At 35.7% G+C, this 26,363-nt stretch carries 34 protein-coding genes; 26 read left to right on the top strand and 8 right to left on the bottom strand.

Annotated features, from left to right (window positions below):
* Positions 1–74: 74 nt before the first annotated feature.
* The 6 genes from cyoE to J0N78_RS23365 all read left to right on the top strand — a co-directional run bounded on the left by cyoE (position 75) and on the right by J0N78_RS23365 (position 5,784).
* Positions 75–1,010 carry a heme o synthase gene (gene cyoE, locus J0N78_RS23390; RefSeq protein WP_209125504.1) on the top strand — a complete coding sequence of 312 codons (936 nt, stop codon included), beginning with the start codon at positions 75–77 and terminating at the stop codon, positions 1,008–1,010.
* An 86-nt stretch (positions 1,011–1,096) separates the two neighbouring features.
* Positions 1,097–2,113 carry a cytochrome c oxidase subunit II gene (gene coxB / locus J0N78_RS23385; RefSeq protein WP_209125503.1) on the top strand — a complete coding sequence of 339 codons (1,017 nt, stop codon included), beginning with the start codon at positions 1,097–1,099 and terminating at the stop codon, positions 2,111–2,113.
* Positions 2,114–2,151: 38 nt separating this feature from the next.
* Positions 2,152–4,020, top strand: coding sequence for a cytochrome c oxidase subunit I (gene ctaD / locus J0N78_RS23380; RefSeq protein WP_209125502.1), 1,869 nt, complete (start codon positions 2,152–2,154; stop codon positions 4,018–4,020).
* Positions 4,021–4,023: 3 nt separating this feature from the next.
* Entirely contained in the window at positions 4,024–4,644 is a 621-nt protein-coding gene (locus J0N78_RS23375) for a cytochrome (ubi)quinol oxidase subunit III (RefSeq protein ID WP_209125501.1), read from the top strand.
* 4 nt (positions 4,645–4,648) lie between these two features.
* Positions 4,649–4,993, top strand: a complete 345-nt coding sequence (locus tag J0N78_RS23370; protein WP_209125500.1) for a cytochrome C oxidase subunit IV family protein — start codon at positions 4,649–4,651, stop codon at positions 4,991–4,993.
* Between the two features lie 230 nt (positions 4,994–5,223).
* Positions 5,224–5,784, top strand: a complete 561-nt coding sequence (locus J0N78_RS23365) for a DUF420 domain-containing protein (RefSeq protein WP_209125499.1) — start codon at positions 5,224–5,226, stop codon at positions 5,782–5,784.
* 228 nt (positions 5,785–6,012) lie between these two features.
* Here the strand turns inward: J0N78_RS23365 and ytvI are convergent, their stop codons facing one another.
* Positions 6,013–7,071, bottom strand: coding sequence for a sporulation integral membrane protein YtvI (ytvI, locus tag J0N78_RS23360; protein ID WP_209125498.1), 1,059 nt, complete (start codon positions 7,069–7,071; stop codon positions 6,013–6,015).
* A gap of 125 nt (positions 7,072–7,196) precedes the next feature.
* Here ytvI and J0N78_RS23355 point away from each other — a divergent pair, with 125 nt between their 5' ends.
* Positions 7,197–7,544 (top strand): Asp23/Gls24 family envelope stress response protein, encoded by a 348-nt coding sequence (locus J0N78_RS23355; protein ID WP_209125497.1) that lies wholly within the window; start codon positions 7,197–7,199, stop codon positions 7,542–7,544.
* Between the two features lie 83 nt (positions 7,545–7,627).
* The gene (locus J0N78_RS23350) at positions 7,628–8,086 is read left to right on the top strand and encodes a TcaA NTF2-like domain-containing protein (protein WP_209125496.1); all 459 of its coding nucleotides are present in this window, start codon (positions 7,628–7,630) and stop codon (positions 8,084–8,086) included.
* Positions 8,087–8,117: 31 nt separating this feature from the next.
* Here J0N78_RS23350 and J0N78_RS23345 read toward each other — a convergent pair whose 3' ends face one another.
* The gene (locus J0N78_RS23345; RefSeq protein WP_209125495.1) at positions 8,118–8,468 is read right to left on the bottom strand and encodes a YugN family protein; all 351 of its coding nucleotides are present in this window, start codon (positions 8,466–8,468) and stop codon (positions 8,118–8,120) included.
* A gap of 176 nt (positions 8,469–8,644) precedes the next feature.
* On the opposite strand from J0N78_RS23345, the gene J0N78_RS23340 reads away from it, so the two are divergent.
* The 3 genes from J0N78_RS23340 (at position 8,645) to J0N78_RS23330 (ending at position 10,708) form a co-directional block, all read left to right on the top strand.
* Positions 8,645–9,073, top strand: coding sequence for a CBS domain-containing protein (locus tag J0N78_RS23340; protein ID WP_209125494.1), 429 nt, complete (start codon positions 8,645–8,647; stop codon positions 9,071–9,073).
* Positions 9,074–9,307: 234 nt separating this feature from the next.
* A complete protein-coding gene (locus J0N78_RS23335; protein ID WP_209125493.1) occupies positions 9,308–10,408 on the top strand; it encodes a CAP domain-containing protein in 1,101 nt (366 codons plus the stop codon).
* A gap of 78 nt (positions 10,409–10,486) precedes the next feature.
* Positions 10,487–10,708: a hypothetical protein gene (locus tag J0N78_RS23330; protein ID WP_209125492.1), complete on the top strand. Its 222-nt coding sequence runs from the start codon at positions 10,487–10,489 to the stop codon at positions 10,706–10,708.
* A gap of 42 nt (positions 10,709–10,750) precedes the next feature.
* Here the strand turns inward: J0N78_RS23330 and J0N78_RS23325 are convergent, their stop codons facing one another.
* Together J0N78_RS23325 and J0N78_RS23320 are read right to left on the bottom strand one after the other, a co-directional pair.
* Complete coding sequence (locus J0N78_RS23325; protein ID WP_209125491.1) at positions 10,751–11,107, bottom strand: hypothetical protein; 357 nt, start codon at positions 11,105–11,107, stop codon at positions 10,751–10,753.
* A 20-nt stretch (positions 11,108–11,127) separates the two neighbouring features.
* A complete protein-coding gene (locus J0N78_RS23320; protein ID WP_209125490.1) occupies positions 11,128–11,619 on the bottom strand; it encodes a PaaI family thioesterase in 492 nt (163 codons plus the stop codon).
* Between the two features lie 154 nt (positions 11,620–11,773).
* Here J0N78_RS23320 and J0N78_RS23315 point away from each other — a divergent pair, with 154 nt between their 5' ends.
* From J0N78_RS23315 to J0N78_RS23300, 4 genes are all read left to right on the top strand, one after another.
* Entirely contained in the window at positions 11,774–12,235 is a 462-nt protein-coding gene (locus J0N78_RS23315; protein ID WP_209125489.1) for a YlbD family protein, read from the top strand.
* Between the two features lie 29 nt (positions 12,236–12,264).
* Positions 12,265–12,537, top strand: a complete 273-nt coding sequence (locus J0N78_RS23310; protein WP_209125488.1) for a YlbE-like family protein — start codon at positions 12,265–12,267, stop codon at positions 12,535–12,537.
* Positions 12,538–12,754: 217 nt separating this feature from the next.
* Positions 12,755–13,183, top strand: a complete 429-nt coding sequence (locus J0N78_RS23305; protein ID WP_209125487.1) for a hypothetical protein — start codon at positions 12,755–12,757, stop codon at positions 13,181–13,183.
* A gap of 159 nt (positions 13,184–13,342) precedes the next feature.
* A complete protein-coding gene (locus J0N78_RS23300) occupies positions 13,343–13,783 on the top strand; it encodes a YlbF/YmcA family competence regulator (RefSeq protein WP_209125486.1) in 441 nt (146 codons plus the stop codon).
* A 228-nt stretch (positions 13,784–14,011) separates the two neighbouring features.
* On the opposite strand, the gene J0N78_RS23295 is transcribed toward J0N78_RS23300, so the two are convergent.
* Positions 14,012–14,335 (bottom strand): hypothetical protein, encoded by a 324-nt coding sequence (locus J0N78_RS23295; protein WP_209125485.1) that lies wholly within the window; start codon positions 14,333–14,335, stop codon positions 14,012–14,014.
* Between the two features lie 226 nt (positions 14,336–14,561).
* Here J0N78_RS23295 and J0N78_RS23290 point away from each other — a divergent pair, with 226 nt between their 5' ends.
* From J0N78_RS23290 to coaD, 3 genes are all read left to right on the top strand, one after another.
* Complete coding sequence (locus tag J0N78_RS23290; RefSeq protein ID WP_209125484.1) at positions 14,562–14,840, top strand: YlbG family protein; 279 nt, start codon at positions 14,562–14,564, stop codon at positions 14,838–14,840.
* A 363-nt stretch (positions 14,841–15,203) separates the two neighbouring features.
* Positions 15,204–15,755, top strand: a complete 552-nt coding sequence (gene rsmD, locus J0N78_RS23285) for a 16S rRNA (guanine(966)-N(2))-methyltransferase RsmD (RefSeq protein ID WP_209125483.1) — start codon at positions 15,204–15,206, stop codon at positions 15,753–15,755.
* Between the two features lie 29 nt (positions 15,756–15,784).
* The gene (gene coaD, locus J0N78_RS23280; protein ID WP_209125482.1) at positions 15,785–16,270 is read left to right on the top strand and encodes a pantetheine-phosphate adenylyltransferase; all 486 of its coding nucleotides are present in this window, start codon (positions 15,785–15,787) and stop codon (positions 16,268–16,270) included.
* Positions 16,271–16,864: 594 nt separating this feature from the next.
* Here coaD and ylbJ read toward each other — a convergent pair.
* Positions 16,865–18,091, bottom strand: coding sequence for a sporulation integral membrane protein YlbJ (gene ylbJ, locus J0N78_RS23275; protein WP_209125481.1), 1,227 nt, complete (start codon positions 18,089–18,091; stop codon positions 16,865–16,867).
* Positions 18,092–18,226: 135 nt separating this feature from the next.
* Here ylbJ and J0N78_RS23270 point away from each other — a divergent pair, with 135 nt between their 5' ends.
* Together J0N78_RS23270 and J0N78_RS23265 are read left to right on the top strand one after the other, a co-directional pair.
* Complete coding sequence (locus J0N78_RS23270; RefSeq protein WP_209125480.1) at positions 18,227–19,024, top strand: patatin-like phospholipase family protein; 798 nt, start codon at positions 18,227–18,229, stop codon at positions 19,022–19,024.
* The gene (locus J0N78_RS23265; protein WP_209125479.1) at positions 19,014–20,060 is read left to right on the top strand and encodes a SepM family pheromone-processing serine protease; all 1,047 of its coding nucleotides are present in this window, start codon (positions 19,014–19,016) and stop codon (positions 20,058–20,060) included. The genes J0N78_RS23270 and J0N78_RS23265 overlap by 11 nt, the downstream gene beginning before the upstream one ends.
* 29 nt (positions 20,061–20,089) lie before the next feature.
* Here J0N78_RS23265 and J0N78_RS23260 read toward each other — a convergent pair whose 3' ends face one another.
* Positions 20,090–21,325: a nucleotidyltransferase gene (locus tag J0N78_RS23260; RefSeq protein ID WP_209125478.1), complete on the bottom strand. Its 1,236-nt coding sequence runs from the start codon at positions 21,323–21,325 to the stop codon at positions 20,090–20,092.
* A 298-nt stretch (positions 21,326–21,623) separates the two neighbouring features.
* On the opposite strand from J0N78_RS23260, the gene J0N78_RS23255 reads away from it, so the two are divergent.
* The 4 genes from J0N78_RS23255 to J0N78_RS23240 all read left to right on the top strand — a co-directional run bounded on the left by J0N78_RS23255 (position 21,624) and on the right by J0N78_RS23240 (position 24,150).
* Positions 21,624–22,136, top strand: a complete 513-nt coding sequence (locus J0N78_RS23255; RefSeq protein WP_209125477.1) for a YceD family protein — start codon at positions 21,624–21,626, stop codon at positions 22,134–22,136.
* A 115-nt stretch (positions 22,137–22,251) separates the two neighbouring features.
* Positions 22,252–22,425, top strand: a complete 174-nt coding sequence (rpmF, locus tag J0N78_RS23250; protein WP_075385538.1) for a 50S ribosomal protein L32 — start codon at positions 22,252–22,254, stop codon at positions 22,423–22,425.
* 151 nt (positions 22,426–22,576) lie between these two features.
* Positions 22,577–23,335 carry an enoyl-CoA hydratase/isomerase family protein gene (locus tag J0N78_RS23245; RefSeq protein ID WP_209125476.1) on the top strand — a complete coding sequence of 253 codons (759 nt, stop codon included), beginning with the start codon at positions 22,577–22,579 and terminating at the stop codon, positions 23,333–23,335.
* 188 nt (positions 23,336–23,523) lie between these two features.
* Positions 23,524–24,150 (top strand): RsfA family transcriptional regulator, encoded by a 627-nt coding sequence (locus tag J0N78_RS23240; RefSeq protein ID WP_209125475.1) that lies wholly within the window; start codon positions 23,524–23,526, stop codon positions 24,148–24,150.
* A gap of 79 nt (positions 24,151–24,229) precedes the next feature.
* Here the strand turns inward: J0N78_RS23240 and J0N78_RS23235 are convergent, their stop codons facing one another.
* A complete protein-coding gene (locus J0N78_RS23235; RefSeq protein WP_209125474.1) occupies positions 24,230–24,718 on the bottom strand; it encodes an N-acetyltransferase in 489 nt (162 codons plus the stop codon).
* A gap of 315 nt (positions 24,719–25,033) precedes the next feature.
* Here J0N78_RS23235 and J0N78_RS23230 point away from each other — a divergent pair, with 315 nt between their 5' ends.
* Both J0N78_RS23230 and J0N78_RS23225 read left to right on the top strand, forming a co-directional pair.
* Entirely contained in the window at positions 25,034–25,948 is a 915-nt protein-coding gene (locus J0N78_RS23230; RefSeq protein ID WP_209125473.1) for a 2-dehydropantoate 2-reductase, read from the top strand.
* Complete coding sequence (locus J0N78_RS23225) at positions 25,941–26,324, top strand: DUF3397 domain-containing protein (RefSeq protein ID WP_209125472.1); 384 nt, start codon at positions 25,941–25,943, stop codon at positions 26,322–26,324. Before J0N78_RS23230 ends, J0N78_RS23225 begins: the two co-directional genes overlap by 8 nt.
* The last annotated feature ends 39 nt before the right edge of the window (positions 26,325–26,363 follow it).

The raw sequence follows: 26,363 nt of genomic DNA, 5'->3' as shown, positions 1-26,363 counted from the left end.
GTTATGACTCGATAGATGAAATATCTTTAGTCTCTTTATTGTCGAGCCGTTCTCGTAAAGGGGGTGAAAGGGAGATGAATAAGACCAACACAGTGATAGAAGCTACTGATGTGATGAATGATGAAACAAGTGTTATAGTGACTGATTATCAAAAGTCATGGAAAGATTACCTTACACTTGGGAAGGTAGGCATTGTTACATCAAATCTTATCACTACATTTGCTGGTCTATTTCTAGCAGCAAAGTATTCGGGTGTAAGCTTGGCAGATAACCTCCATATCGTTGTATTTGCAATTATAGGTGCAGCCTTAGTAATGGCTGGTGGATGTACTCTTAATAATTTTATTGATAGAGACATTGATCCTATTATGGACCGAACAAAAGAGAGACCATCTGTTAATGGAAGGTTCCAAGCAAACCATATTTTATGGGTGGGTCTTATCCAGTCAGCTTTTGGTATTATGTTATTAGCATTTACCAATTCAGTCACAGCTGTCATTGGATTGATTGGTTTGTTTGTTTATGTTGTTTTATATACGATGTGGTCAAAGCGTACCCACTCCTTAAATACAGTAGTTGGAAGTATTTCAGGAGCAGTTCCCCCATTAATTGGATGGGCAGCACTTGACCCAAGTCTTCACACATATGCTTGGCTGTTATTCTTTATCATGTTCTTTTGGCAACCACCACACTTCCTAGCTTTAGCTATGAAGAGATGTGAAGAATATCGAGCTGCAGGTATCCCTATGTTACCTGTTGTTGCAGGTTTTGCGGTGACAAAACGACAAATGGTTCTCTATATAGCTGTATTACTTCCAGTTTCATTAATGTTAGCCCCATTTGGTCTCGTATATACCATTGTAGCATCAGCACTAGGTATCGGTTGGTTAATTTTAGGAATAGCAGGTTTTAAGATGAAGAATGATATTAAATGGGCACGATTCATGTTCGTTTATTCACTGAATTATCTTACTATCTTGTTTGTTCTTATGGTCATTGTCCACATATAGAGAGAAAACTATGAGGGGAATAGTGACTGTAAAATAAAATAAATCGTAGTATTCACTACAAAGCGAAAGTGAGGATTGATTGTCAGATGAGAAATTGGAAAAATGCTTGGCGTTTGCTTCCTCTTTCATTTCTTGTATTTATTATGACAGGATGTGGTGAAGCAAACCTTACTGCGCTTGATCCGAAGGGACCTCAGGCTCAGTGGATTTATGACAATATGATGTTGTCATTATTTGTCATGATTTTTGTAGCTGCATTTGTATTTGCAATATTCTTTATTATTCTAATTAAATTTAGAAGAAAACCTGGCGACGATGCGTACCCTAAACAAGTACATGGGAGTACGACATTAGAGATTATTTGGACAGCGATTCCGATCCTTTTATTAGCGGTCTTAGCTGTGCCGACAATTACAGGTACATTTATGATGGCTGATACAGAACCTGAAGGTGAAAATTCTGTTCATATTAAAGTTACAGGTCATCAATTCTGGTGGCAATTTGATTATGAAGATGAAGGGTTTACAGCCGGACAAGATGTTTACATACCTGTTGGTGAAAAAGTTACCTTTGAATTGCATTCAAATGACGTAATCCATGCATTTTGGGTGCCAGCTCTTGCAGGTAAGGTAGATAACGTTCCTGGTGTTACGAATCATCTTTGGATGGTTGCAGAGGAACCAGGAATTTACAAAGGGAAATGTACAGAGCTTTGTGGTCCTGAGCATGCTCTTATGGACTTTAAAGTAGTTGCATTAGATCGCCCTGAATATGATGCTTGGGTTGAAGGTATGCAAGCAAAAGCTGAAGATAATTCTGAAGTTGTAGCACATGAAGGGTATGCAGTGTTTGAAAATAACGGATGTATTGGCTGTCATGCGATTGGTGGAATGGGAACAGCGGCAGGTCCAGCTCTTACTAACTTTGGAGAGCGTACTGTAGTTGCTGGTTACCTTGAGAATACTGATGAAAATTTAGAAGCATGGATCCGTGATCCAGAATCGCTGAAACAAGGTAATAATATGCCTTCCTTCCCACAAATTAGTGATGAGGACATGACAGCATTAATTGCATTTTTACGGTCTTTAAACGTACAAGAATAATAATTAAATTAAATTTTGATTAAAGGAGGTAAGCCCCATTGGCTACGACTACATTGGCTAATACAAAGTCAAAAAGTGTAATTTGGGATTGGTTAACTACCGTTGACCATAAAAAAATAGCCATCCTCTACTTAGTAGCTGGTACGCTTTACTTCGTTCAAGCTGGTCTTATGGCATTATTAATGCGTATCCAGTTGATGTACCCAGAGAATACTTTTATGAATGGACAAACATTTAACGAACTACTTACAATGCATGGTACGGTTATGCTCTTCTTTGTTGCAACACCGTTACTCTTTGGTTTTATGAACTATATGATTCCGTTACAAATTGGAGCTCGTGACGTTGCCTTCCCATTTGTTAACTCTTTAGGATTTTGGATTTTCTTTTTTGGTGCTTTACTAACGAACATGAGTTGGTTTTTCGGTGGAGGACCAGATGCTGGTTGGACAGCATACGTTCCATTAGCAAGTCGTGACTTTGCAGGTCTTGGTCTTGACTTCTATGTTTTAGGCTTACAGGTTGCTGGTATCGGTACGTTATTATCAGGTATCAACTTCTTAGTAACAATTGTTAACATGCGTGCACCGGGAATGACAATGATGCGTTTACCATTATTTGTATGGACATCATTTATTACATCAATGTTAATTTTATTCGCTTTTACTCCATTAGCAGCGGGTCTTGCTTTGCTAATGTTAGATCGTATTTTTGGAGCTCAGTTCTTTATTCCAGGAATGGGTGGTAATGCTGTATTGTGGCAACATATTTTCTGGATCTTCGGTCACCCAGAAGTTTATATCTTAGTACTTCCAGCCTTCGGTATTATTTCAGAAGTACTACCAGCTTTCTCAAGAAAGCGTTTATTTGGTTATACAGCAATGGTTTTTGCAACAATTATAATTGCATTTTTAGGCTTCATGGTTTGGGCTCACCATTTATTCACTGTAGGTATGGGGCCAATTGCAAACTCTATCTTTGCAATTACAACGATGACAATTGCTGTTCCAACTGGTATTAAAATATTTAACTGGTTATTTACGATGTGGGGCGGTAAAATTACGTTTAACACTGCTATGTTATTTGCATCTTCTTTCGTACCTACGTTCGTACTTGGTGGGGTAACAGGAGTTATGTTATCAATGGCACCTGTTGACTATTTATATCAAGATACGTATTTCGTAGTTGCTCACTTCCACTACATTATTGTTGGTGGTATTATCCTTGCATTATTTGCTGGTTTATTTTATTGGTATCCAAAAATGTTTGGACATAAACTTAATGAAAAACTTGGTATTCTTATGTTCATTCTTTTCTACATTGGGTTCCATTTAACGTTCTTTATCCAGCACTTCTTAGGTTTAATGGGTATGCCTCGTCGTGTATACACATACTTAGGAAACCAAGGACTGGATACATTTAACTTCATAAGTACACTTGGAGCATTCTTTATGTCTGCTGCAGTTATTGTACTTGTAATTAATATCGTATATTCTGCAGTAAAGGGAGAACGTGTTGGTGCTGATCCTTGGGATGCTCGTACACTGGAGTGGGCTACAGCTTCACCAGTACCTGAGTATAACTTTGCACAAACACCACAAGTTCGTTCATTAGATCCGTTATTCTATGAAAAAATTCACGGAGATGGTAAAATGAAGCCAGCTGAGCCAGTTGCGCCAATTCATATGCCAAATGGATCAATCATTCCATTTATTATGTCAATTGGATTATTCTTTTTAGGCTTCGGCTTTGTTATGATGAATATGGAAAGCACAATTGTTTCTCCTTTTGTAGTAATCGGACTAGGAGCTGTCATTACGCTAGGTTCAATGATTGCTCGTTCGGTAAAAGAAGACCATGGCTACTACATTCCAGTGGAAGAAATCAAAGAAAAGGAGGTAAGCTAATCGATGGGACACGCTGTAGATACTTCTAAAGGGCTTCCTCCTCATCCAGAGAGGGCAACACTCGAAGGTAAAAATAAGTTTTTAGGCTTTTGGTTTTTTCTAGGTGGAGAAACTGTACTATTTGCTACATTTTTTGGTACGTTCTTAAGCTTACGTAACGGTGTGGCAGATGGTCCATCTGCATCGGAAATCTTCCAATTACCGTTAGTATTTATTATGACGATGCTACTTTTAACAAGTAGTTTGACAAGTGTACTAGCAATGTATGCCATGAAAAAAAATAAATTCAAGACAATGATAGCTTGGATGTGGGTAACAGTTTTATTAGGACTTGGTTTCTTAGGCTTTGAGATCTTCGAGTTCTATGAGTATTCGCATCATTATGGGTTAGGCTATACAACAAGTGCGTTTGCGTCTTCATTCTACACATTAGTTGGTTTGCACGGGGCGCACGTGGTTTTTGGACTATCTTGGATTACATGTTTATTAATTCGCTACAGTAGATCTGGTATAACGTTAACAAACGCTCCAAAATTCTACGTAGCCAGCCTTTATTGGCACTTTATTGACGTAGTTTGGGTGTTCATCTTTACAGTAGTATATTTAATGGGAATAGGAGGTTAAGTTTATGGCAGACAACTTAAGTACCCCTTTTTCTAAAAGTGCAATGTCAGAAGAGGAGTTAAGAAAGACGAACGAGGAACAGAAAAGACAAATTATCGCCTTTGCGCTAATGATTTTCTTAACTTTATTGGCTTTTGTAGCAGTAGCAGCAGATCTTATCCCAGCTACATTTGCCATTCCGTTTATCTTAATTCTTGCTCTTGTTCAGCTCTTCCTTCAGTTGTTATATTTCATGCATTTGAAGGATAAGGATCATGGATGGGCAAATGCATTTATGGCATCGGGAATGGTTATTGCAATACCAATGATTGCAGCGTTAATGCTATTAGTTGGAGTAGTAAAATATTAATTAGAAAAAAAGCCGGTTGTAATTTCATTTTACAACCGGTTTTTTTCTTTAGGTATAGTTCCTTATTCAAGTTGAGAGACTTCTTCAATAGATATGGTAAGCTTTGATGTGAATTTAGCTTCCATTGTTCATTGATTTGTAAAATAAGAGATTGCAAAAAAAACGTTATTTTGTCTAATTTTGTGTATAATAAGAAGTGGCTCAGTATTATATGGTGTGGGAGTGATACAATGAAGGATTACGGTCAAAATACGATCAGTGGATCGTCATTTAAAAAAAGAAATTATAAGCCGTGGATCATTGCAATAACGATTGTAATTAATGGGTTAGTTGTTGTATTATCAGGACTACCTGGAATAGAAAATTTTGATTTATTTGATGTGAAAATTTTACCATTGATGAACGCTATTTTTAATAGTTTTACATTCATATTTCTTTTATTTGCCTTAATTGCAATAATAAAGAAAAATATTACATGGCATAAACGTTTTATTTATTTAGCATTTACGACAACGACATTATTCCTTGTCACCTACGTTAGCCATCATCTTCTTTCAACATCAACAACTTACGGTGGAGAAGGTTTTCTAAAGTATTTTTACTATTTTATTTTAATTACGCATATCGTATTAGCAGCAGTAATTGTTCCGTTAGCATTAACAACAGTGGCGAGAGCGTGGAATATGGAAAACGATAGACATCGTAAAATTGCAAGGTGGACAATGCCGCTATGGTTATATGTTAGTTTAACGGGTGTCCTTGTTTATATATTAATTTCACCGTATTATTAAAAAAACTCCTGCCATTTGGCGGGAGTTTTTTTATGATATGAAGTTCTATTAGATCGGAAAATGTGTAACTTAGAAATGATGTTTTTTTTAGGCTCTTTTCTCAAAGATTGTTGCTTTTAGCTTTTGGACCGTAAGCCAAGCGGATGCTTGGCTCTTCACGCATAGCGTGAAGGTTTTGAAAAAACGGTCCAAAAGCAACAAAGTTTACGAAAACAGCCTTTTTTTATATTAAATTTTAATATTAAATTTAATAATTCCAGCTTCTTTAGCCGAAGTAAAAGCAATCATAATTAATGGTCCGATAATAAATCCTATTACCCCAAATAACATTAAGCCAATGTACATAGCAATCAATGTTGCTAATGGAGAAAGGCCAATATGTTGTCCCATTACTTTAGGTTCGACAACTCTTCGTATGATGAGGAGTACACCCGCTAAAATTAATAGCTGAGAACCCAAGTTTATATCGCCAGTTAATAGGTGGAATAAAGCCCAAGGACCTAATATGGCAATTGAACCAATTATAGGAATAAAATCAATAATCCATAAGATGAAAGCCATTAACAGTGCTAGTTCAGGAACTATAATGAGAAGACCTATTAACGATACAATAAAAATAATAATACTAACTAAGAATTGTGCCTTAAAAAAACCAGCAATTACATATGATAAACGTGACACCATAAAGTTAACTTTATCTGCTGTTTTTTCTGAGAAATAAGAATATAACTTTTGTTTTAGTCTAGGAAGCTCTAATAAAAAAAGAAATAAAGCAATTAAATAGACAAGAAGATTAACTAAAAAAGCTGGTATCGTTGTAATTAATGATGTTAAATCACTGATTAGATCTCTGTTACTTAATTCCATTCTTAAATTATTTAATGTTTGTGTGACTTGCCGATTAATTTCGAAAACTAACTCTGGTGGCAAGTCTTCATATTGGTCTTCAAGGTCTCTTTGAAATGTTAACCAAGCCCGGTTAATATCATTTATATAAGTGGGTAAATTTTCAGCCAGCTGTACGCCTTGAGTTATTGCTTTTGTCACAATAAAGTAACCACTTAGCCCAATAAAGCATACAAATAAGGTAAAGACAATCATAACGGCTAAGTTTCTTTTCATTTTTATTTTCTCAGAAAGTGCCTTTACAGCAGGAACAAGAATTAGTGCTGTAAATAAAGCTAAGATTAAAGGTAGAGAAACAGGTAAAATGAAATAACCTGCAATGACTAATAGTATGATCGTTAATGCTATGATAATATTGCGTTTCGTAAAAATGGCGGACAATTTCAAACCCCTTTCTAAAGTAAAGGCATCTACTATGTATTATAGTATGAACGGAAAAGGTTGAACAGGCTTTGGAAAGGCTTTCTTAAAATATTATTAAATCATTCGTAAAGGAGAATGATCTTATGGCAATCCAATCGCTTGAGGGTGGTCAACTTCATATTAAAGAAAAAGTTATCATCGATCTTATATATATTACTTTACAAAAACATAGTCCTTATATTAAACCATATAATGAATGGATAAAACGAGTCAGAAGCTCATTATATCGAAATGAAAAATACGGCATAACGGTAATTGCCGATCAGAGCTCAATCGAATTAGAAGTCAGTGTCTCTGTGTTGTACGGTATAGATATACGGTATATAACGAGGATGTTACAAAAGATTATCAAAAGTGAAATCGAGCATTGCACAGGATTTACAGTTGATCGGGTTGATATCAAAATAGAAGATGTACATTTTGACGATTAAACGAATGTACGGCACCTTCTATTGAAGTTTCTCTTCATTTAAAGTACTCTTGTAAAAGATTAGACAAAAGGAGTACTAACTTTATGAAAAAAATGATCATAGTTTTACTGAGTAGCTTTACATTGATACTTCTATTGACAGGATGCGGAAATACTGAAGAAGGTACATTTAGTCCAGTTTCAGGTGAAAAGAAACAATCTGCCATACAATTTGTTAACGAATATAAAGAAGATATGGTTTTCCATGTTAATCAAGGTAGCTTTGGTGAATTAGAACCCTATTTAGTACCTAATTCAACATTTTATCATTTACTAAGGCATCATGTGAATGACCTTCAACAAGATAGAAGTACAATAAAATTAGTTCAACATTCAGTAAATGAAGTTCTTGTCAATGAATTTGAAGAATATCACGTCAATGTACATGAAATAATTGAAACTACAGATCGTCGTGGTGATAAAATGGTTGAAGAAATGGACATTACCTATGAACTTATTGAACATAATGATATTTTTAAAATCGTGACTATCATGAAACGTTAAAAGGAGGGGATTAATCCCCTCCTTTTAATCATTATTTTTCTAATTTCTCTTTAAATAATTGTAGCTTTTTATTGCACTTATCTACAATGTTTTTTGCGAAATCTTCATCATACTCAACACCATGTGGATAGTAATGTTTTCCAAGAATTGGGGTAAGTAGCTTAACTTTTGTATCAGGAGCTGGAATGTCTCCTTCAATAGCATAAGCAGGTAGTCGCAAATAATATGTAACATTATGCTCGTGAGTTTCAATCTTATAATCAAACGTTACTCGTTCGTAGTCCCATTGGCCTGCATGTACAAAACCAACAGATTCTGCTGCAAATTGTAGTGTTGAAAATTTTATTTCTTTTCCTTCTAACTCGAAACTTTCGAATTTCATTTTATTCCCTCCTAGACAAATACCCTATACTTAACTAATCATAGTATGAAAAGAACTAAGATGCAACGAATAATGTTGAATATTTAATGAAAGAAACAAATCAGATTTAATTCGTATGCTTCTTTTATTATTGGGTAAACTATTGCTTGATATTCAGATAAGGAGGACTTCGATTAATGGAACATTTAAGAGATATTATGACAACCGATGTTGAGTACTGCACTCCAGTTGATAATGTGTATGAAGTAGCATTAAAAATGAAGCAAGAAGATTGTGGAGCTATTCCAATTTGCGAAGATGGGCAATTGCTTGGAATGATTACAGATCGAGATATTGTTATTCGTGGTGTCGCTGAGAAACGTCCTAATTCTACACAAGTTACAGATATTATGAGTGAGAAGCTAATCACAGCTTCACCAGATATGTCTGTAGATGACGCTGCTAAAATGATGGCTGAAAAACAAATTCGGCGCTTACCGATTGTTGAAAATAACAAGCTTGTTGGTATTGTTGCGTTAGGAGATATTGCTATACACAGAGGTACGATGGATGAAGCGAGCTTTGCGTTAAGTGAAATTTCGGAGAGTCCAGAAGTACATCATTAATAAAAAAGATGATAGCCTGCAAATAAAGTAAAAGCGTGATGGATTAATGATCCATTACGCTTTTATGTGTATTTTTTATGAAATACTTAAATACTCTTTAAATAAAGGTTCCAGTAGAGCGTTATATTTATATTTACGCTTTATTAATTAAATCCCATTAACAGTCATAATTTAGCAGGATTATTGCATAGAACAGAGAAAATGGTATTACAATTACTACGGGGAGAGGATAAAATGAAAAGATTGGGGTGTAGCCTTTTCATTGTATTAGGCATCCTTTTAATCATTATGTTTGAATATTTTCCAAACGAATTTTCCTCTATGCTTACCAAATTTGACTTACCTCAACCAACGCTAGAAGAAAAAAAAGAGCTATATAGAGAAGAAACAGCCACAGAGCCAGAAGCTGAAAACGAAGAAAGTTCCCATGCCTCAATTAGTGAAGGCTTACACGATTTAATTGGAGAGTCATCAAATGTTATTGAAGCCCAATTTGGAAAGCCTAAGCGAATAGATCCTTCTTTGTACGGTTATGATTGGTGGATTTATGATAAATATGATGGGTATATGCAAATAGGAGTTGAAAATGAGAAAGTAGTAACCATTTATGTGATGGATGTTGGAAGTCTATCAGAACCATTTATTAGTGGTACAGATTATGAAAAATTATCTTATTCTTATTCTTTCTTAGATCATGTATCGGTCAATAAGGAAATGGGTTCTTATCGATTTGAATTAACGGGAACTGAATTGGAGAGTCGACCATTAATTCAAATTCAAGATGATACTTGGATACAACTTTATTTTGATACATTTACGAATAAGCTTTCAAGTGTGAGGTATCTATCAGGTGATATTTTGCTAAAACAACGGCCATATTCAGTTACGTATCGAGGTGCATTACCGCAAGAAGAAGACCTATCAAAGGAAAAATGGAGACAAATTGAAGAAGGAGCAGAGCTGCAAATACTAGATATAACGAATGCCATTAGAGATAGGCACAATTTACCTTTATTAACTTGGGATAGTGAAGTGTCTAAAGTTGCATATGGTCATAGTCAAGATATGTCTGAAAATAATTATTTTTCTCACACCTCTCCAACTTATGGAGAGTTAAAAGATCGTCTAGAACGTGGAGATGTATCATTCTATTTTGCAGGTGAGAATATTGCTGCACGATATGTTGATAGTATTGAAGCAGTTGAAGGCTGGTTAAACAGCGAAGGTCATCGCGTAAATTTATTAAATGAAGAATTTACTCATTTAGGTATAGGAGTTTATGAAAGATATTATACACAAAACTTTATGACGCCATGGGCAATTCAAAAAAATTAGTTCTAAACAAATTACCTGGAACATTTATTATAGTAATACTCTATAAACAACAAGAAGAAAGGATTGAAGGAGGAGTGAATGAAAAATCCAGGTATAGCTGCAGTGCTAAGTTTTTTCTTTGCAGGGTTAGGACAAATTTATAATGGTGAAATTGGAAAAGGGATAGCTTTTATTATTGCTTACTTTATTTCTGGATTATTAATGTTAATTCTCATTGGATTTATTACAACTCCGCTTCTTTGGATATGGGGAATGGTCGATGCATACAAAACAGCTGAGAGAATAAATGAAAGTGAATAAAAGAAAAGAGGTGCGTTATGCGCCTCTTTTTTCAGGTTTCAGCTATTCGGTTACAATGCGATTAGCAAGAAAATTTTTACCATTCCATTGTCCGTAACATTTAATCTTATCATGTGTCGTAAGCTTTAATGGAGGTATATCGGTGAGAGCAGGTTTTTCATAAATTACTTTTATTAGCTCATGTTTATCCTTAAGATATATTTGAAAGTTCCATATATAGCGATGATGGTAAAACCTTTTTTTTTCAACAAATGATCGTTCTAAAGTTCCAGACAAAGTCAGTTGCTCATTAATATCCCCAACGTTTCTCCATCTTTTTTCATATGCTGCATTATTTCTTTTTACAGTAAAATAAAAAAAGATAAAAAGGATTGGTATTACTATAGCAGCGATCAACAAACTATCACTCCTTAGGTACATTAATTGCGAGGAATGACAAAAAAGGTTCCAGAGCCTGAAGCAATCAATTTATTTTCTTCATTATAAACTTTGCCTTCAGAAAAACAAAGCTGTTTACCTAAATGTAAAATGGTTGCAACGCAACGAAGATATTTCCCTCTTCCAGGTTGAATATAATTTACTTTTAACTCTGCTGTAACACAAGCTTTATCCTCAGGTATTTTTAAATTCAAAATCGAACCCATTGCTGTGTCAAGGAGTGTTGCCGTTATGCCACCATGTGTCATTTTAAGCGGATTTTCAATTAGTGGTTGTATGGGCATTACGACTTCAAAGCACCCATTATCAAGGAACTGACTCCTCATATTTGTAATACCTGATAAATAAGTTACACATTCACCGCTTTGCTTTTTCTTCATCCCATTTATTAATGATGCAAGTGCTTGTTTATCTTCTTCCGATCCATTTTGATAAATTGAATTAATTTCTGCAATTAGTTCATTTTGTTCCATTATTCGTTCCTCTTTCTATTAGTTTCCATAGTATATTTTAACAAGATGATGAAGTCGTAGCAATTTTTTCATATTATTAAAATTGGGCGAACGCTAAACTGGGCAAAACGATATGATGTAGGGAGAAGATTTATAAAGTAAAGGAGGAAATTGCATGCCTTCTAATTCAAAAAATTTACACCCTTCCATTCATGAATTTAAGCTGTTTGTAAAAGAGCATTCACTACTAATCCAAGAAGTAAGAAGTGGGAATAAGACGTGGCAAGATTTTTATGAAGAATGGTCGCTGCTGGGAGCTGATCATCCTGATTGGGAAAAATATAAAAGAAAATCAAAAAATACCACCCAATCAAATACTGAAGATAAAACGGTTCAAAATGCAAAGGTAAAGGATGATACAGATAAAGCTGCTGAAGAAGCATCTTCTTCAACTGATATGACAACGAATATTCTCGGCATGTTAAAAAACATTAATTTTAATGACTTACAGCATCATATGGCACAAGTAAGTAGTGTAATATCTAATGTTCAGGGATTAATGCAATCATTTCAAGGAAAAAATCAACCGAATCAACCACAACGACCAGATGACCCTTTCTCATTTAGAAGACATTAATTTTGTTATATAGGAGGGGTGTAAAAGCTATGCGAAATGATATAAATATACGGTTACGTAGTCAACCCGAATTAAAGCAATTTATTCGTCAACACCCATATTGGTATCGGAAATTAAGCCGTGATCCTTATCAAATTAAGCAACTCGAGCTTGAAGCAAATCAGTTTTATGGAAAGACGTTCCCGCAGCGTATGGAGAAAATACAAAATAATTTACAGTTAGCAATGATGCTCGTTCAAATGCTCCAAATGAACCCATTTGGAGGGGCCGGAGATCCTGAACATTCGCCTAATATGGAATAAGAAAGCTAACTCTTGCCTTGAGAGTTAGCTTTTTATCTTGGAAGTAAGAAAGAAAGTATAACTTTTCAGATGATGTCTAGCGCAAGCGCCCACCGACTAGCGAGACTTCCTTCACCTCCGTACGTCGGTAAACGGACGCTTGCGCTTTTCTTACCAAGCTTTCGGATATTTTTGTATTCTCTTGGTAACAATACTCAAGAAATAAAGGAGGCCCTAAATGTTTAAATTCTCATTACAATTATTTTTCGTCATGATTATTTGTTTCATCTCTTCGGTTGTACAAGCAACTGATGACTTACAAGAGATTCGAATAATTCCAATGCACGGGAATGGAGTTGTTCAAGTTTCTGTAAGTAAAGAAAAAAGATTAATGACAGTTAATCATGAAGTAAAAGGCACAGATGTTTATGTAGAATGTGTTATCGACCAGTTTACATTTACAAAAGAAAAGGCTGGCAAAAATCATGTAGACGGAGAAGGGCATGTTCAATTGTTTGTAGATGGACAACGAGTCGATTCAATTTATCAAGCGGCATTCATTATTAAAGGGTTACCAAGTGGTGAGCATACGATTAAGATAGAGGTTGTAAAAAATGATTATGAATTGTACGGAATTTCTGAGGAATTTACCGTTCAAATACCATAAACATTTTAGATGAAGAAGGTGTAGGTTTTGATCGTAAATTTTGGCTATGTAGTCATGAGTGAAAAATTAACTGTTGCATCTCCTTCTCAAACGATGACAGACACATAAATTAGCTTAGTAAATAATCTCATGTTATAATGAATAGCAGGAGGTGGCTCAATGATAACGTCTATGACGTCGTTTGACATTTTAGAAGAAACACATCAATTATCTCAAGCCATTTTATCTTCTGACGTTTTTAATCACTATATCGAGTGTAAATATAAATTGCAGCAGGATAAAGAAGCACAGTCATTAATTAACCGTTTCGTACAACTAAAGGAAGATTATGAAGAAGTGCAGCGGTTTGGTAAATATCACCCCAATTTTCATGAAACGTCAAAAAGGATCCGTGAATTGAAAAGAGAGTTGGATCTATATCCGGTCATATCTGACTATAAAAAAGCAGAATCTGAACTTGAAGGTTTACTATATGAAATCAGTACTATTATTGCAAGTAATGTTTCACCTCATATTAAAGTACCTTCAGGTAACCCTTACTTTGATCAAATTGCATGTGGTGGAGGTTGTGGTAGTGGTGGAAGTTGTGGCTGTAAATAGCTAAGGGGAAGAGGTTGACACTAATTAGTCAACCTCTTATTCTTTGGCTCTTTTCTCAAAGATTGTTGCTTTTAGCTTTTGGACCGTAAGCCAAGCGAATGCTTGGCTCTTCACGCATAGCGTGAAGGTTTTGAAAATAAATAGCCGATCAGACAAATGAATTTGTCTTGAAAAGGCTATTTTATTTTCAAAAAACGGTCCAAAAGCAACAAAGTTTACGAAAACAGCCTATTCTTTTGAGTTTTTAAACCTAATACAGTCCATACAACCATTACCGCAACAAAACATTTTTTCACTTGGAACTAAAAACCGAAAGCGGTAAACATACGTAGTTTCTGATTTTCTTACGTATATCATTTCAAGTGTCAATCTCTTTCCTTTCATGACAGTGATAGCAACTGTCTTTAATGTTTGTTCAACCTCTTCACGGCTTATTTTACTTTGCACGTAAAGAAAAGGGAGGTTTGTGTAGTTTTTTTTGGTAACTGAAATGATAGTCGGATGACTTCTTAAAAGTTCAAAAAATTGTTTCCATACCGTTTCAAGTGACATGTCAACCTTCCTTATATTTTTATTTAGAAATTAGTTATGGTACGATATTCATTCTTCTTTTCCTTTTGTTAATTGTAGCTTAATTTCCTTATCATTTTCCATAATAAACAATAGGTAAACAAGAGTATGGATCATAAAAAGAAAATAAAAGGGGATTCTATTGCTCGATAAATATAATTCTGATAGACTGAAGTAGTTATATGTTATGTGAAAAGGGGAAATCTTTATGCTTGCTAGTCACAGACAAGGCTTGGCAATATGGCTACATTCATTAAAATATGCCAGACAATTGCGAAAGTTCGGCAACGTCCATTACGTTTCTAAAAAGATGAAGTACGTTGTGTTATACTGTGACCAAGAGGATATTGATGGCTTGGTTGATCGATTGGAATCACTTCATTTTGTAAAAAAAGTAGAGGTATCGATGAGGCCTTTTGTCAAGACGCAATACCAAAATGCAAAGCCGGATAAAGCAAAAGAGTATGATTATAAAATGGGTATATAAAAAGGAGGCTAACATTCAGCCTCCTTTTTATCATTCCATGAAAATGTTAGCATCAAAAAAAATCCTCGCAAGGAATTCCTTGCGAGGTGCCCTACAACATACTACTGTATGTACAAGGCTATGGGAGAGGAGAAACCGGAGGAAGAACTTATGGGGAAACGTAAGTCTTCTCCGCGGTTGTTGCAACATCTCTCAATGTTGCTAATCTTATTATGACCACAATGATTTTTACTAATACATCATTTCGGAATTTTTTTCTCTTAACAGTACACAGCTATATTCTTTAGTTTTTAAATCTTTTATGATAGGATAAAAAAAACAAACAAGATTGGCTAGCAATCCATAAAGGAAAGGTGTGTACCATTGAGAGTCATTTCAGGTGAAAAGAAAGGTCAGCCTTTAAAAGCTGTACCAGGCACGACAACGAGACCTACAACAGATAAAGTTAAAGAATCGATATTCAATATTATTGGGCCATATTTTAACGGTGGGTTGGTACTCGATTTATACGGGGGAAGTGGAAATTTAGGCATTGAGGCACTCAGTAGGGGTGTTGAGAAAGCGATTTTTGTTGACCAAAACAGAAAAGCAGTCGATGTAATTAAAGAAAACTTAAATTTATGTTCGTTTTTAGATCGTGCTGAAGTATATCGAAATGATGCGAAACGAGCATTAAAGGCACTTATTAAGAGGGAACTATCATTTACATATATTTTTTTGGATCCACCGTATGCAGAGCAAAAAATTGAGTCTGAAATTAGTATTATTCACGATTTTTATTTATTGGAAAAAGGTGGAACGATAATTGCAGAACACGATGCATCAATTCAATTAGCTGAAACCATAGGTGCTTTCTCCTGTAAAAGACGTGAAGTATATGGGGATACGGCTATATCATTTTATTTATATGAATAATAACTTTTTATACTTAAGGGGGAAGAAAAATGGCAAGTATTGCAGTGTGTCCTGGAAGTTTTGATCCTGTTACATACGGACATCTTGATATTATTACAAGAGGTTCTAGAGTGTTTGACAAAGTTATAGTCGCTGTTCTAAACAACCGTAATAAAACACCGTTGTTTACGGTTGAGGAACGGGTAAAGCTTTTACACGAAGTGACCTCACATATTGAAAATATAGAAATTGACTCATTTAATGGGCTACTAGTTGATTATGTCAAGCAAAAAAAAGCAACTACCATAATCCGTGGTTTAAGAGCTGTATCTGATTTTGAATATGAAATGCAAGCGGCTTCAATTAACAGAAAACTTGACCCTGAAGTTGAAACTTTCTTTATGATGACAAACAACCAGTTCTCATATTTAAGTTCAAGTATCGTAAAAGAAGTCGCAAAATACGGTGCTAATGTATCTGATATTGTTCCTGATGTTGTGGAAGCGGCTTTAAGAACTAAATATACAGACTTTTAAGTAAAGAGCCTAACTCAAAAGTGTCTGGCTCCTCGCATGTAATGGTTAACGAAACGTAGTTGCAGACTATATTCATGTAACTGTTAACCATTTGCCTGAGGTGCCTGATACTTTTTTTAAAGAATAAGAAAATTTCGAGGATGTCTAGCTTCAGCGCCCAGCGTCTAGTGGACTTCGCTCCCCCTCCTTACGATAAGTCAACATCCCCTCGTTAGCACTCGCCGTGTTTCCTTTATCTCATACGGTGGGGCTCCAGTCCATACGCCGCTGAACGGGCGCTTGCGCTTTTCTTGTCTAGCTACAGCGCCTAGCGTCTAGTGGACTTCGCTCCCCCTCCTTACGATAAGTCAACATCGGATCGCTAGCGCTTCTCCGTGTTTCCTTTATCTCATACGGTGGGGCTCCAGTCCATTCGTCGCTGAACAGGCGCTTGCGCTTTTCTTGTCTAGCTACAGCGCCCAGCGTCTAGCGAGACTTCCCTCACCTCCGTACGATAAGTCAACATCGGATCGCTAGCGCTTCTCCGTGTTTCCTTTATCTCCTGCGGCCGAGGCTAGTCCATACGCCGCTGAACGGGCGCTTGTGCTTTTCTTATTACCTTTTTATAGTTCGAGCACGTTTTGAGCAGATTGCAATATAAATGATCAGCGCACTTAAAGTAATCAGTGAACCGAATTGTGCAAGACTTTTCCAACCAATAAGTAGCCAAGACCAAGTTTGTTCTTGAAGAAAAACAGGGATTGTTCCATCCTTCGAAGCTCCCATTTGATTTACAAATAAAGGATTCCATAATACGATCACGATTGATGAAGCAAAAATTCCATGCAATATTCTCGCGATAAAATAAGGTTTAAATCGAATATCAGTTTCTGCTAAAATGCTAGCAACTTGAGCTTGGACGGAAAAGCCACTAAAAGCTAAAATAAAACTAACGATAATGACCTGCTGTAATAAAAGTGCATTTTCGATCTCCGAGGTCATTTGACTTCCTAGAGTGATTTCGAAAATCCCTGAAATAAGAGGCAAGCTTAATTCACTTGGAAGTGATAAGAAAGTTAGTATAATGGACATAAAGGAAGATAATACCGTCACGATCCCTATTAAACTTAAAAGCTTGTTTAGTACAGAGAACAAAATAATAAATCCCCCGATCATTAAAAGGGTATTAATGGAAGATTGAACTGCATCACCAAGTAATTTTCCGATCGGGCGCCCATCTTTTAATCGTTCTTCATGTAAAGATTTAAGCGCATGTTTAAAACTTTTGCTATTTTGTTTTCCTTCTACTTTTAAAGGTGTTTCTTCTTTATTACCATGAAATCGCATAATAAAACCGACAAAAAAATTACCTAGATAATGGGCAAGAGCTAAGACAACCCCTAATGCTGGATTATGAAAAAAACCTACGGCTACTGCGCCAAAAATAAAAAGAGGATTAGATGCATTTGTAAACGTTACAAGGCGCTCAGCTTCTAACCGCGTCAATTGCTTTTCTTGACGAAGTCTAGCAGTTAATTTTGCACCTGCAGGAAAGCCAGAAGCTAATCCCATCGCCCAAACAAACCCTCCTACACCGGGTACTCTAAAAACAGGTCGCATCAATGGGTTAAGTAGTGTTCCAATAAAAGTTACAACACCAAAGCCGATGAGGAGTTCTGAAACGATAAAAAATGGCAATAATGATGGGAAAACAACTTCCCACCACATGGTTAAGCCACGTAATGAAGCTTCGAATGATTCTTTTGGATATATCATGAGTGAAGCAGTTAATGATGTTGCTAAAATGGCAAGAGTAATCGTTTTAAAAATTGAAGAATTCAAGAGGTTTTCCTCCTTTTTGAACACGCACTATGAAACAATAAACCTGTCCCACTAATCAATATACGTATAGCTCGTCAATTTAGACCATATGATTGAAAACAGGGAATGTAAGCTGTAAGATAGGAGTTGATATTTTTGGACCGTCCAAAAATCGGATTAGCATTAGGGTCTGGTGGGGCTAGAGGTTTTGCACATATCGGAGTACTTAAAGTATTAGAGGAAGCTAATATTCCAATTGATTTTATTGCAGGTAGCAGTATGGGGTCACTTGTAGGAGTATTATATGGTGCGGGGCAATCCACTGAAAATCTTGAAAAGTTCGCGAAGCTTTTTCGCCGAAAATATTACTTAGATTTTACTGTTCCTAAAATGGGTTTTGTTGCAGGGAAGAAAGTAAAGGAACTGATTCACATTTTAGCAAAAGGGAAAAATCTTGAAGAATTATCACCACCAGTTAGGGTTGTGGCAACAGACTTATTGAACGGGGAGCGGGTCGTTTTTAAAGATGGCCCTTCAGCACCTGCCATTCGTGCAAGTATTTCCATTCCTGGAATATTTGTTCCAGAAAAATGGAATGGACGACTTCTAGTTGATGGTGGAGTGGTTGACCGTGTTCCTGTCTCGGTTGTAAGGGAAATGGGAGCAGATATAACGATTGCTGTTGATGTTTCATACTTTCAAGAGGAACCTCAAATCTCATCAATCTATGATGTCATATTACAAACAATGGATATAATGGAGCGGGAATTAGTTCGTCACCGGGAAATAGATACGGATGTTATGATCCGTCCAATGGTAAGGCAAGCAAGTTCGATTGCTTTTACGAATGTAGAAGAATATGTTCGTCTGGGGGAGGATGAAGCGAGAAAACACATTAACCTCATTTGTGAACAAATTGACAAGTGGAAGGAGAAGCAATCCAATGGTCATTGAAAAAAAGAGAAAGATTAGTAAGGTTTGGATTATTGGAGCAATATTAATTATTCTTCATTTTTATAAACTACCGTTTTATTACTCCCAACCAGGTGATGCTAAAGAATTAGCTCCATATGTTGATGTAGAGGATGGTTATAAGGAAGAACAAGGATCATTTATGCTTACTACAGTATTAATGGGACAAACAAATGTTTATTTTTATGCATGGGCTCACTTTAGTGAGTATCGTGATATATATCCGGAAGATCAAATAAAGCGTCCAGAGGAATCTGAGGAGGATTATCTCCATCGTCAACAGATGATGATGGACACATCACAGGATTCGGCAAAAATTGCGGCATATAAGCATGCTGGAAAGGAAGTTGAAATTTCTTATAATGGGATCATAGTTACATCATTTGTCGATGGAATGTCTGCTGAAAAATATTTAAAATATGAAGATCGAATACTAAAAGTGGATGGCTACCGTGTTCAAACAGTAAATGAATTAAATAAAAGGCTAGCTGGAAAAGAATTGGGTGATGAAGTGGCTTTAACTGTACGTAGGGACGATGAAGAAGTAGATATAACCGTTCCGTTGTCACCGTTCCCAGAAGACCTAGATAGTGGTGAAGGTCGGGTAGGTCTTGGTATTATGTATCCAGTTACAGATCGTACATTAACATTTGATCCGGAAGTATCGATTGATGTTCGTAACATCGGTGGTCCATCCGCTGGTTTCATGTTTTCTTTAGAAGTTCTTAATCAATTAACACCAAACGATTTGACAAAAGGGTATCATATTTCTGGCACAGGAACGATTGATGAAGAGGGAAATGTTGGACGAATTGGAGGAGCAAAGCAAAAAGTAGTCGCAGCACATAAAGCTGGTTCAGATATTTTCTTTGTTCCTAAAGAAGGTGGACGCGAGGGGTCCAACTATGAGGAAGCAGTTGCTACCGCAAAAGAACTTGGAACGACTACTAAAATAGTCGGAATCGATACATTAACAGAAGCCGTTGAATATTTAGAAAAACTGGAAAGAAAAAGCTGAGAATGAGAGGTGACATGTATGGTCACCTCTCATTTTCGAGTTTCAGTATAACGAATAGGCGACTGGGTGTATTCTTCTTTTAACCGTTCATTTTGGATTTCCTTCGGTAGTGCAAGTGCATAAATAGATGCTACTTTTTTATCCAAATCAAGTAGTGGATGATCGTAAGTATTCATTTTTGTTATTAATGGAAGATCAATACTTTTTTTAACTTGATTTAAATAAGATTGTCCTTTTGAACTCATGCCGAGTAAGCGGAGATAAGGTGGTTGTTTTCCAGAATTTACCCACTCCATTTCTTCCTTCTTTGTAGTAGTTAAAATATGTAAGCAATATCGTTGTAATCGGTTCCAAGTATAACGTTTTGTTTTAATGGAATTCATGAACTCTTTAAAGCTAGTCGCAGCAGTAATATTTCGCTTTAATCGGTTTTCTAACCCTTCTTCACCTTCGTAAATAGTAGCAAGTTCTCTTTCTGATAATGAGAGAATCTGATATTTTAGCAAAGGGAAATATAGCTCCCAATCATGAAGAGTATGATACACCATTTCGTATTCGTTTAATAACTGTAATGTACTTGGTGGGATAACACGACCAATCGTACGTTTGGAATCTTGGTTTTTACTAAAAATTGCTTTTCTAATACTTGTAGCACTTGCAATAGTTTCGGAAGCGAAGCCTTCATCGTGATACTGAGCAGACTTTCTCTGAATGGTTCTTCCTTTCAATTTCTGTCCTAACAGGTGCATTGCTTCTACATAATGATAACCTAAGATATTATTAGGTTGAGACAAGTCTAGCATTTTCTTTTCCCCTTTTATTGCAGAAAACGCTTTAGATGTAGCTTTTGGGTAGCTGTTCCCTTGGTTCATAAAAAATTGAACTTGTTCATTAAATGTATGTTTATTGTCTTTCATAAAATCATACAGTTCATAGAAAAGCTCAATTTCACCAGCCTCGCTTCCAAAACAAACTTCCGTAGCACCAATTGCTTGTAATAGTGCGACCGAACCGAAAGCAAATGTTTCGGCTTTTTGGGTGGAGTAAGCATATGGAAGTTCAATGACAATATCGACACCCGCTGCTAAAGCCATTTTCGTTCGCTGCCACTTCGAGACGATGGCTGGTTCGCCTCTTTGTAAAAAATGTCCACTCATGACAGCGATTACAACATCCCCCTCTGTGACTCGTTTTGTTTCTTCTAAGTGAAATAAATGGCCATTATGTAAAGGATTATATTCAACAATAACTCCGACAGCTTTCATTCATGTACCTCCAAATCATCAGCTTCAAGTGGATGTTCCATAATAAATCTCTACTAAAATAGTATAAACGTTGTTTTCAAAGAATAGACGATTGAATTTATAAAAATTCAAAAAAACGGTCCAAAAAGCAACAAAATTTACGGAAACAGCTAAATAAAAAGTATAGCAACTATAAAAGAACTTGCAATATGAATGTGAATAATGATAAAGTAAACACTTGAAAATAGTGTAAAGAAAATAAGTTGACAAATGCTAATTACACAGCTATAATTACTCTTGTTGCCTTGAGGTGATTTTTGTGAAATGGACAATTCAACAATTGAATGGTTTGAAAAGTAAGGGATTAACTTTTGACGAAACATTGGATCTGAGTGAAATAAAAAAAATTGATCCACAAATTCGTGATATTAGTCCGGTGCGTGTGATCGGTGAGGCCATATTTACAAAAAATATGATTTCGTTTCCTCTTGAAATAATAGGAGAAATGACTTTACCATGTTCTAGGTCGCTTCTAGATGTTAAATTCCCCTTTCACCTTCAAGTGAAAGAAGTATTTAATTTAGAAGACTATATTGGGATAAGTGAAGATGAGGAAGAAGACATTCATAAAGTTGAAGGAGAGACAATTGATCTTGTTCCATACATAATGGAGCAAATCCTTCTAGAAATTCCGTTACAGGTCATTAGTGAAGATGCTGATGAAAAAGGACTTCAATCTGGCCAAGATTGGGAGTTAATTACGGAAGAAAATAAGAAAGATCGAATTGATCCTCGTTTGGCAGATTTAGCAAAATTTTTTGATAAGCAATAGTATTGGGAGCATCGGCTTTATCGGCCTTAATTGTTCTGGTTAGTAGACGCTAACCGCATAATAGCATAATGTAAAATTTAAGTAACAGTGATAGCCCTTTAAGGAGGTGGGAATGATGGCAGTACCTTTTAGAAGAACTTCAAAAACTCGCAAAAGAAAACGTCGTACTCACTACAAATTAGCAGTACCAGGTATGGTAAAGTGCCCAGAGTGTGGAGAGTTAAAAATTGCACACCGTGTATGTAAAGAGTGTGGATCATACAAAGGCCAAGACGTTTTAAACAAATAATAAATGAGTTTCATAAACAATAAGCAAAAGGCTAAGCCTTTTGCTTATTTTTTTAATGCAACTCTTGTCATATCCACTTCTTTTCTTAAATTGAAGGAAATATTAAAAATAATGTCGAAAGAATCGAGTAAGAGTAAAGGGGGCAGAGTTTGTGGCAAAAGTACAGTTAGTTCGAGAAGATGGGATTGCTTGGTTAATTATTAATCGTCAGGATAAAAGAAATGCAGTCGATTATGATGTTATGGATTTACTGACAGAAAAGCTTGATGAAATTGAAACAAATGATGAAGATAAGCTCGTTGTTATAAGAGGGCAAGGTGACCAAGCTTTTTGCTCTGGAGGAGACCTTTCGATTTTTCATTTATTACATACAAAAAAACAAGCTGAAGAGATGCTTTTGAAAATGGGTGAAATTCTGTTTCGTCTCTTTTTCTTTCCGAAACCGACGGTAGCAGCAATTAATGGTACGGCAGTAGGTGGAGGCTGTGAGCTAGCGACTGCATGCGACTTTCGTTTAGCAGCACCGCACGTTAAGGTTGGGTTTGTTCAAGGAACACTTGGCATAACGACAGGCTGGGGAGCATCCACGATGTTATTAGAAAGAATCAGTCAAGCAGATGCATTACAAATGCTCATGACAGCGAAACGTTTTACAGCGGAAGAAGCTATAGGTTTGAATTTTGTCCAGCAAATTATTGAGGCTGAAAACTTTGATCAAGGATGTAAGGAATGGCTGGCACCTTTTTTAAAACAGTCAACAGCTGTACTAAGAGCTTATAAAAAACGCTGGAATGACCGTTTTGATAAAGCTAGTGTTAAGAATAGATTCCTAAACGAAATTGATGAATGTTCAACGTTATGGGAAACGGATGAACACCATGCTGCAGTTGAAAAATTTTTATCGAAGTAAATGAATGGAGTTACCTTATAACCCCGTACAAAAAAGCCGGCTTAAAATGCTAACTATAATTCTCATTTATACGACAAGAGGAATACTTTAACTAAATCGAGGACATAATCCTTTAATAGAACATAAAAGTCTATCTTATCTAGTAGATGCATAAGTATAGACAAAAGATGTTTTAGGAGGGAAATAACATGTCTATTATTCGGCAAGATGCTTGGACGAATGATGAGGATTTAATCTTAGCTGAAGTGGTTTTACGTCATATAAGAGAAGGTAGTACACAGCTTGCTGCATTTGAAGAAGTCGGTGAAAGATTGCAGCGTACGTCAGCTGCGTGTGGATTTCGTTGGAACTCTACGATTCGAAAAAAGTATGATGCTGCTATCACCTTGGCTAAAAAGCAACGCAAAAAAAGTAAGCTGACAAAGGATGATGATCAAGCAAACTATGAAGTTGAAGCGAGTGAAGATGTGGAAGTAACTTCCATTGCTAATTCTTCTCATACAAGCGAAGAAGAATTCTCAACTCCAGTTGCTGAAAAGAAAACAGTATCTAGTGATATGACGCTGGATGATGTAATCCAATTTCTGCAGAAATATGCCAGCAAGCTAGGACATAATACCAAGCTTGAAGGTGAAAATGAAAAGCTCAGCATGGAAAATAACAAACTCAAAGAATTAAATGAAAAACTGAAAAAGGAAATAAAAGTAATAAAGAAAGAAAAAGAAACTATTAACGAAGATTACAGGACGTTAATCAATATTATGGATCGGGCAAGAAAAATGGCGGTTTTACCTGAAGAGAACAAAACAAATTAAAATAACATACAAAAAGGGCTACTCACCTGAGTTGCCCTTTTTGACTTTTACGGTTGTTGCGATAAATCAAATTTTCCTATTATTCTTCTTCGATTAATACTTGTTCTTTTACACCCTCTGGATACCATACAAAAGGGTTTTCTCCACGATCACGTGCAGATTGATATGTTGCGGATTTGAAGCCCATCTTATTCCAAAAATCATCTGAACGTTGCCGTGCATTTGTTTTTATTGGTAAGTTAAAACTTTTTGCGAAATCTACTAGAGCTTTTCCATACCCTCTATGTTGATAAGCCTCTAGTACTTCGAGTTTAAATAGTTCTAAATAATCTTGAGGTGGCTCAAAATATTTGTCAAACTTTCCTTCTACTAGATAAAGACTCATTCTTGCAATCAGCTTGTTACCGTAGTATATACCATAAAATGGGGATTCACTGTCATTTTCGATAATATTCGCCTGTAGGTCTTCCTTCATTGAAAGTTCAGGGGCTCCGTATTCACGGAAGTTCTGAAATTCTTCTAACGTTTTATAATTAATAAGTAAGCGCTTAACTTCTGGTTTCTCCATAAGATGACCTCCCAAAAAAGTAGTAGTATATTAAGAATAATAAATAATCACCACACTTTTTATTTTACTACAAAAAGATGAGGTCATCTTTAAAAAAATAAAATTCTACTAGAATTATAAAAAAGTAAAAAAATTCCGATAATTGTTTTAGGCTTAAGAAAAATTATAAAATGGTAATTCGTCTTTCGTAACAATTATGCTATTATTTACTATAAGTGAATCATAAAAATAAGGTTTTGACCTCATAAATAATAATTATCTTAAGTAGATGAATTCTAAAGGTTATTAGAAAAATGACTTGAGCGGAGTGATCATGTGAGAGTTGGTGTTATTGGTGGTGGGGCAATTGGCCTCCTTTTATCCGCCTATTTAAGAAAAAGTGGCTTTATCGTTACTATCTATACGCGTAAAAAGCTGCAAGCAGTGCAACTTGAAGAGCATGGAATTACTTTGAAAAGAAATAATGAAGTTCATAACATTCATGTTCATGCAAAGCCGCTTGATGAAGTTGTTTTTTTAGACGATGAGCTAGTATTTGTAACAGTTAAGCAATTTCATATTAAAGAGGTATGCAATACTATTCAAAGACACATTAAGTATCCCAAGGCTGTGATATTTTTGCAAAATGGAATGGGGCATCTTGATAAAATAAAAAAGCTTCCCATTGAAACAATCATTATTGGAATTGTGGAACACGGGGCGATGCGTTTTTCGATGACTGAAGTTCACCATACTGGTATTGGAACAATTAAAATAGGAGCTATTAAAGGTAAGATAATTAATTGGACTAGTATTTGGCAGGCGTTGACTGAACATCATTTTCCGATCGTCGTCACGAATGATTGGTTAATGATCATGATGCGAAAGTTAGTCGTTAATTCATGTATAAATCCTTTAACTGCTCTATATAGAGTGACAAATGGTGTTCTCATTTCCAATCCACATTTCTTAAAGTTAATGCGGTTAGTTTACGAAGAAACAGTTGAAAGTATCAATTTAGAAAATAGAGAAGAGGTTTGGGGAGAGGTCGTCATGATTTGTGAAAAAACGGCTCAAAATCGATCGTCGATGCTTCGTGATGTTGAGAATAGGAATGAAACCGAAATTGAAGCTATTTTAGGGTATGTATTACAAAAAGCTGAAGAAAAACGATTACCTATGCCTGTTACGACTTTTTTATATGAAAGTATTAAGGGAATAGAACAGGAAGAGAGGGAGAAGGTTGAGTAGTGCTTTTGCTTGGTTTATCGCTACAGTTGTGACGTTACCTATTGTAGGGTGGTACATAGTGTATATTATTACTGTGAAAATTACGAAGAAAAAAAGTTATTCTATTCGACTTGCTGCTGATATTTCATTAGTATTTTTTATTAGTGCTGTATATTTTATTAGTTATGAAATTTGGAATCAATCGTTCTTATGGGTTATCTTAATTGCATTTTTTGTGGTGGCTATTTGCTTTACGATCATCCATTGGAAAGTAGCAAATGATGTACATTTTATCCGTTTATTTAGAGGGATATGGCGATTTAATTTCATCTTATTTTTTATTGTATATATTATGTTAAGTACGTACGGATTAATTTCACGACTTTTTAATAGTTAATTTTTAAGCATTTTATTTTGTGTGTGTTTATCAGTTTGC

The sequence above is a fragment of the Alkalihalobacillus sp. BA299 genome (assembly GCF_017745675.1).
Taxonomy (GTDB): Bacteria; Bacillota; Bacilli; order Bacillales; family Bacillaceae_F; genus Alkalihalobacterium.
This window is presented reverse-complemented; position numbering and strand designations above follow the sequence as displayed.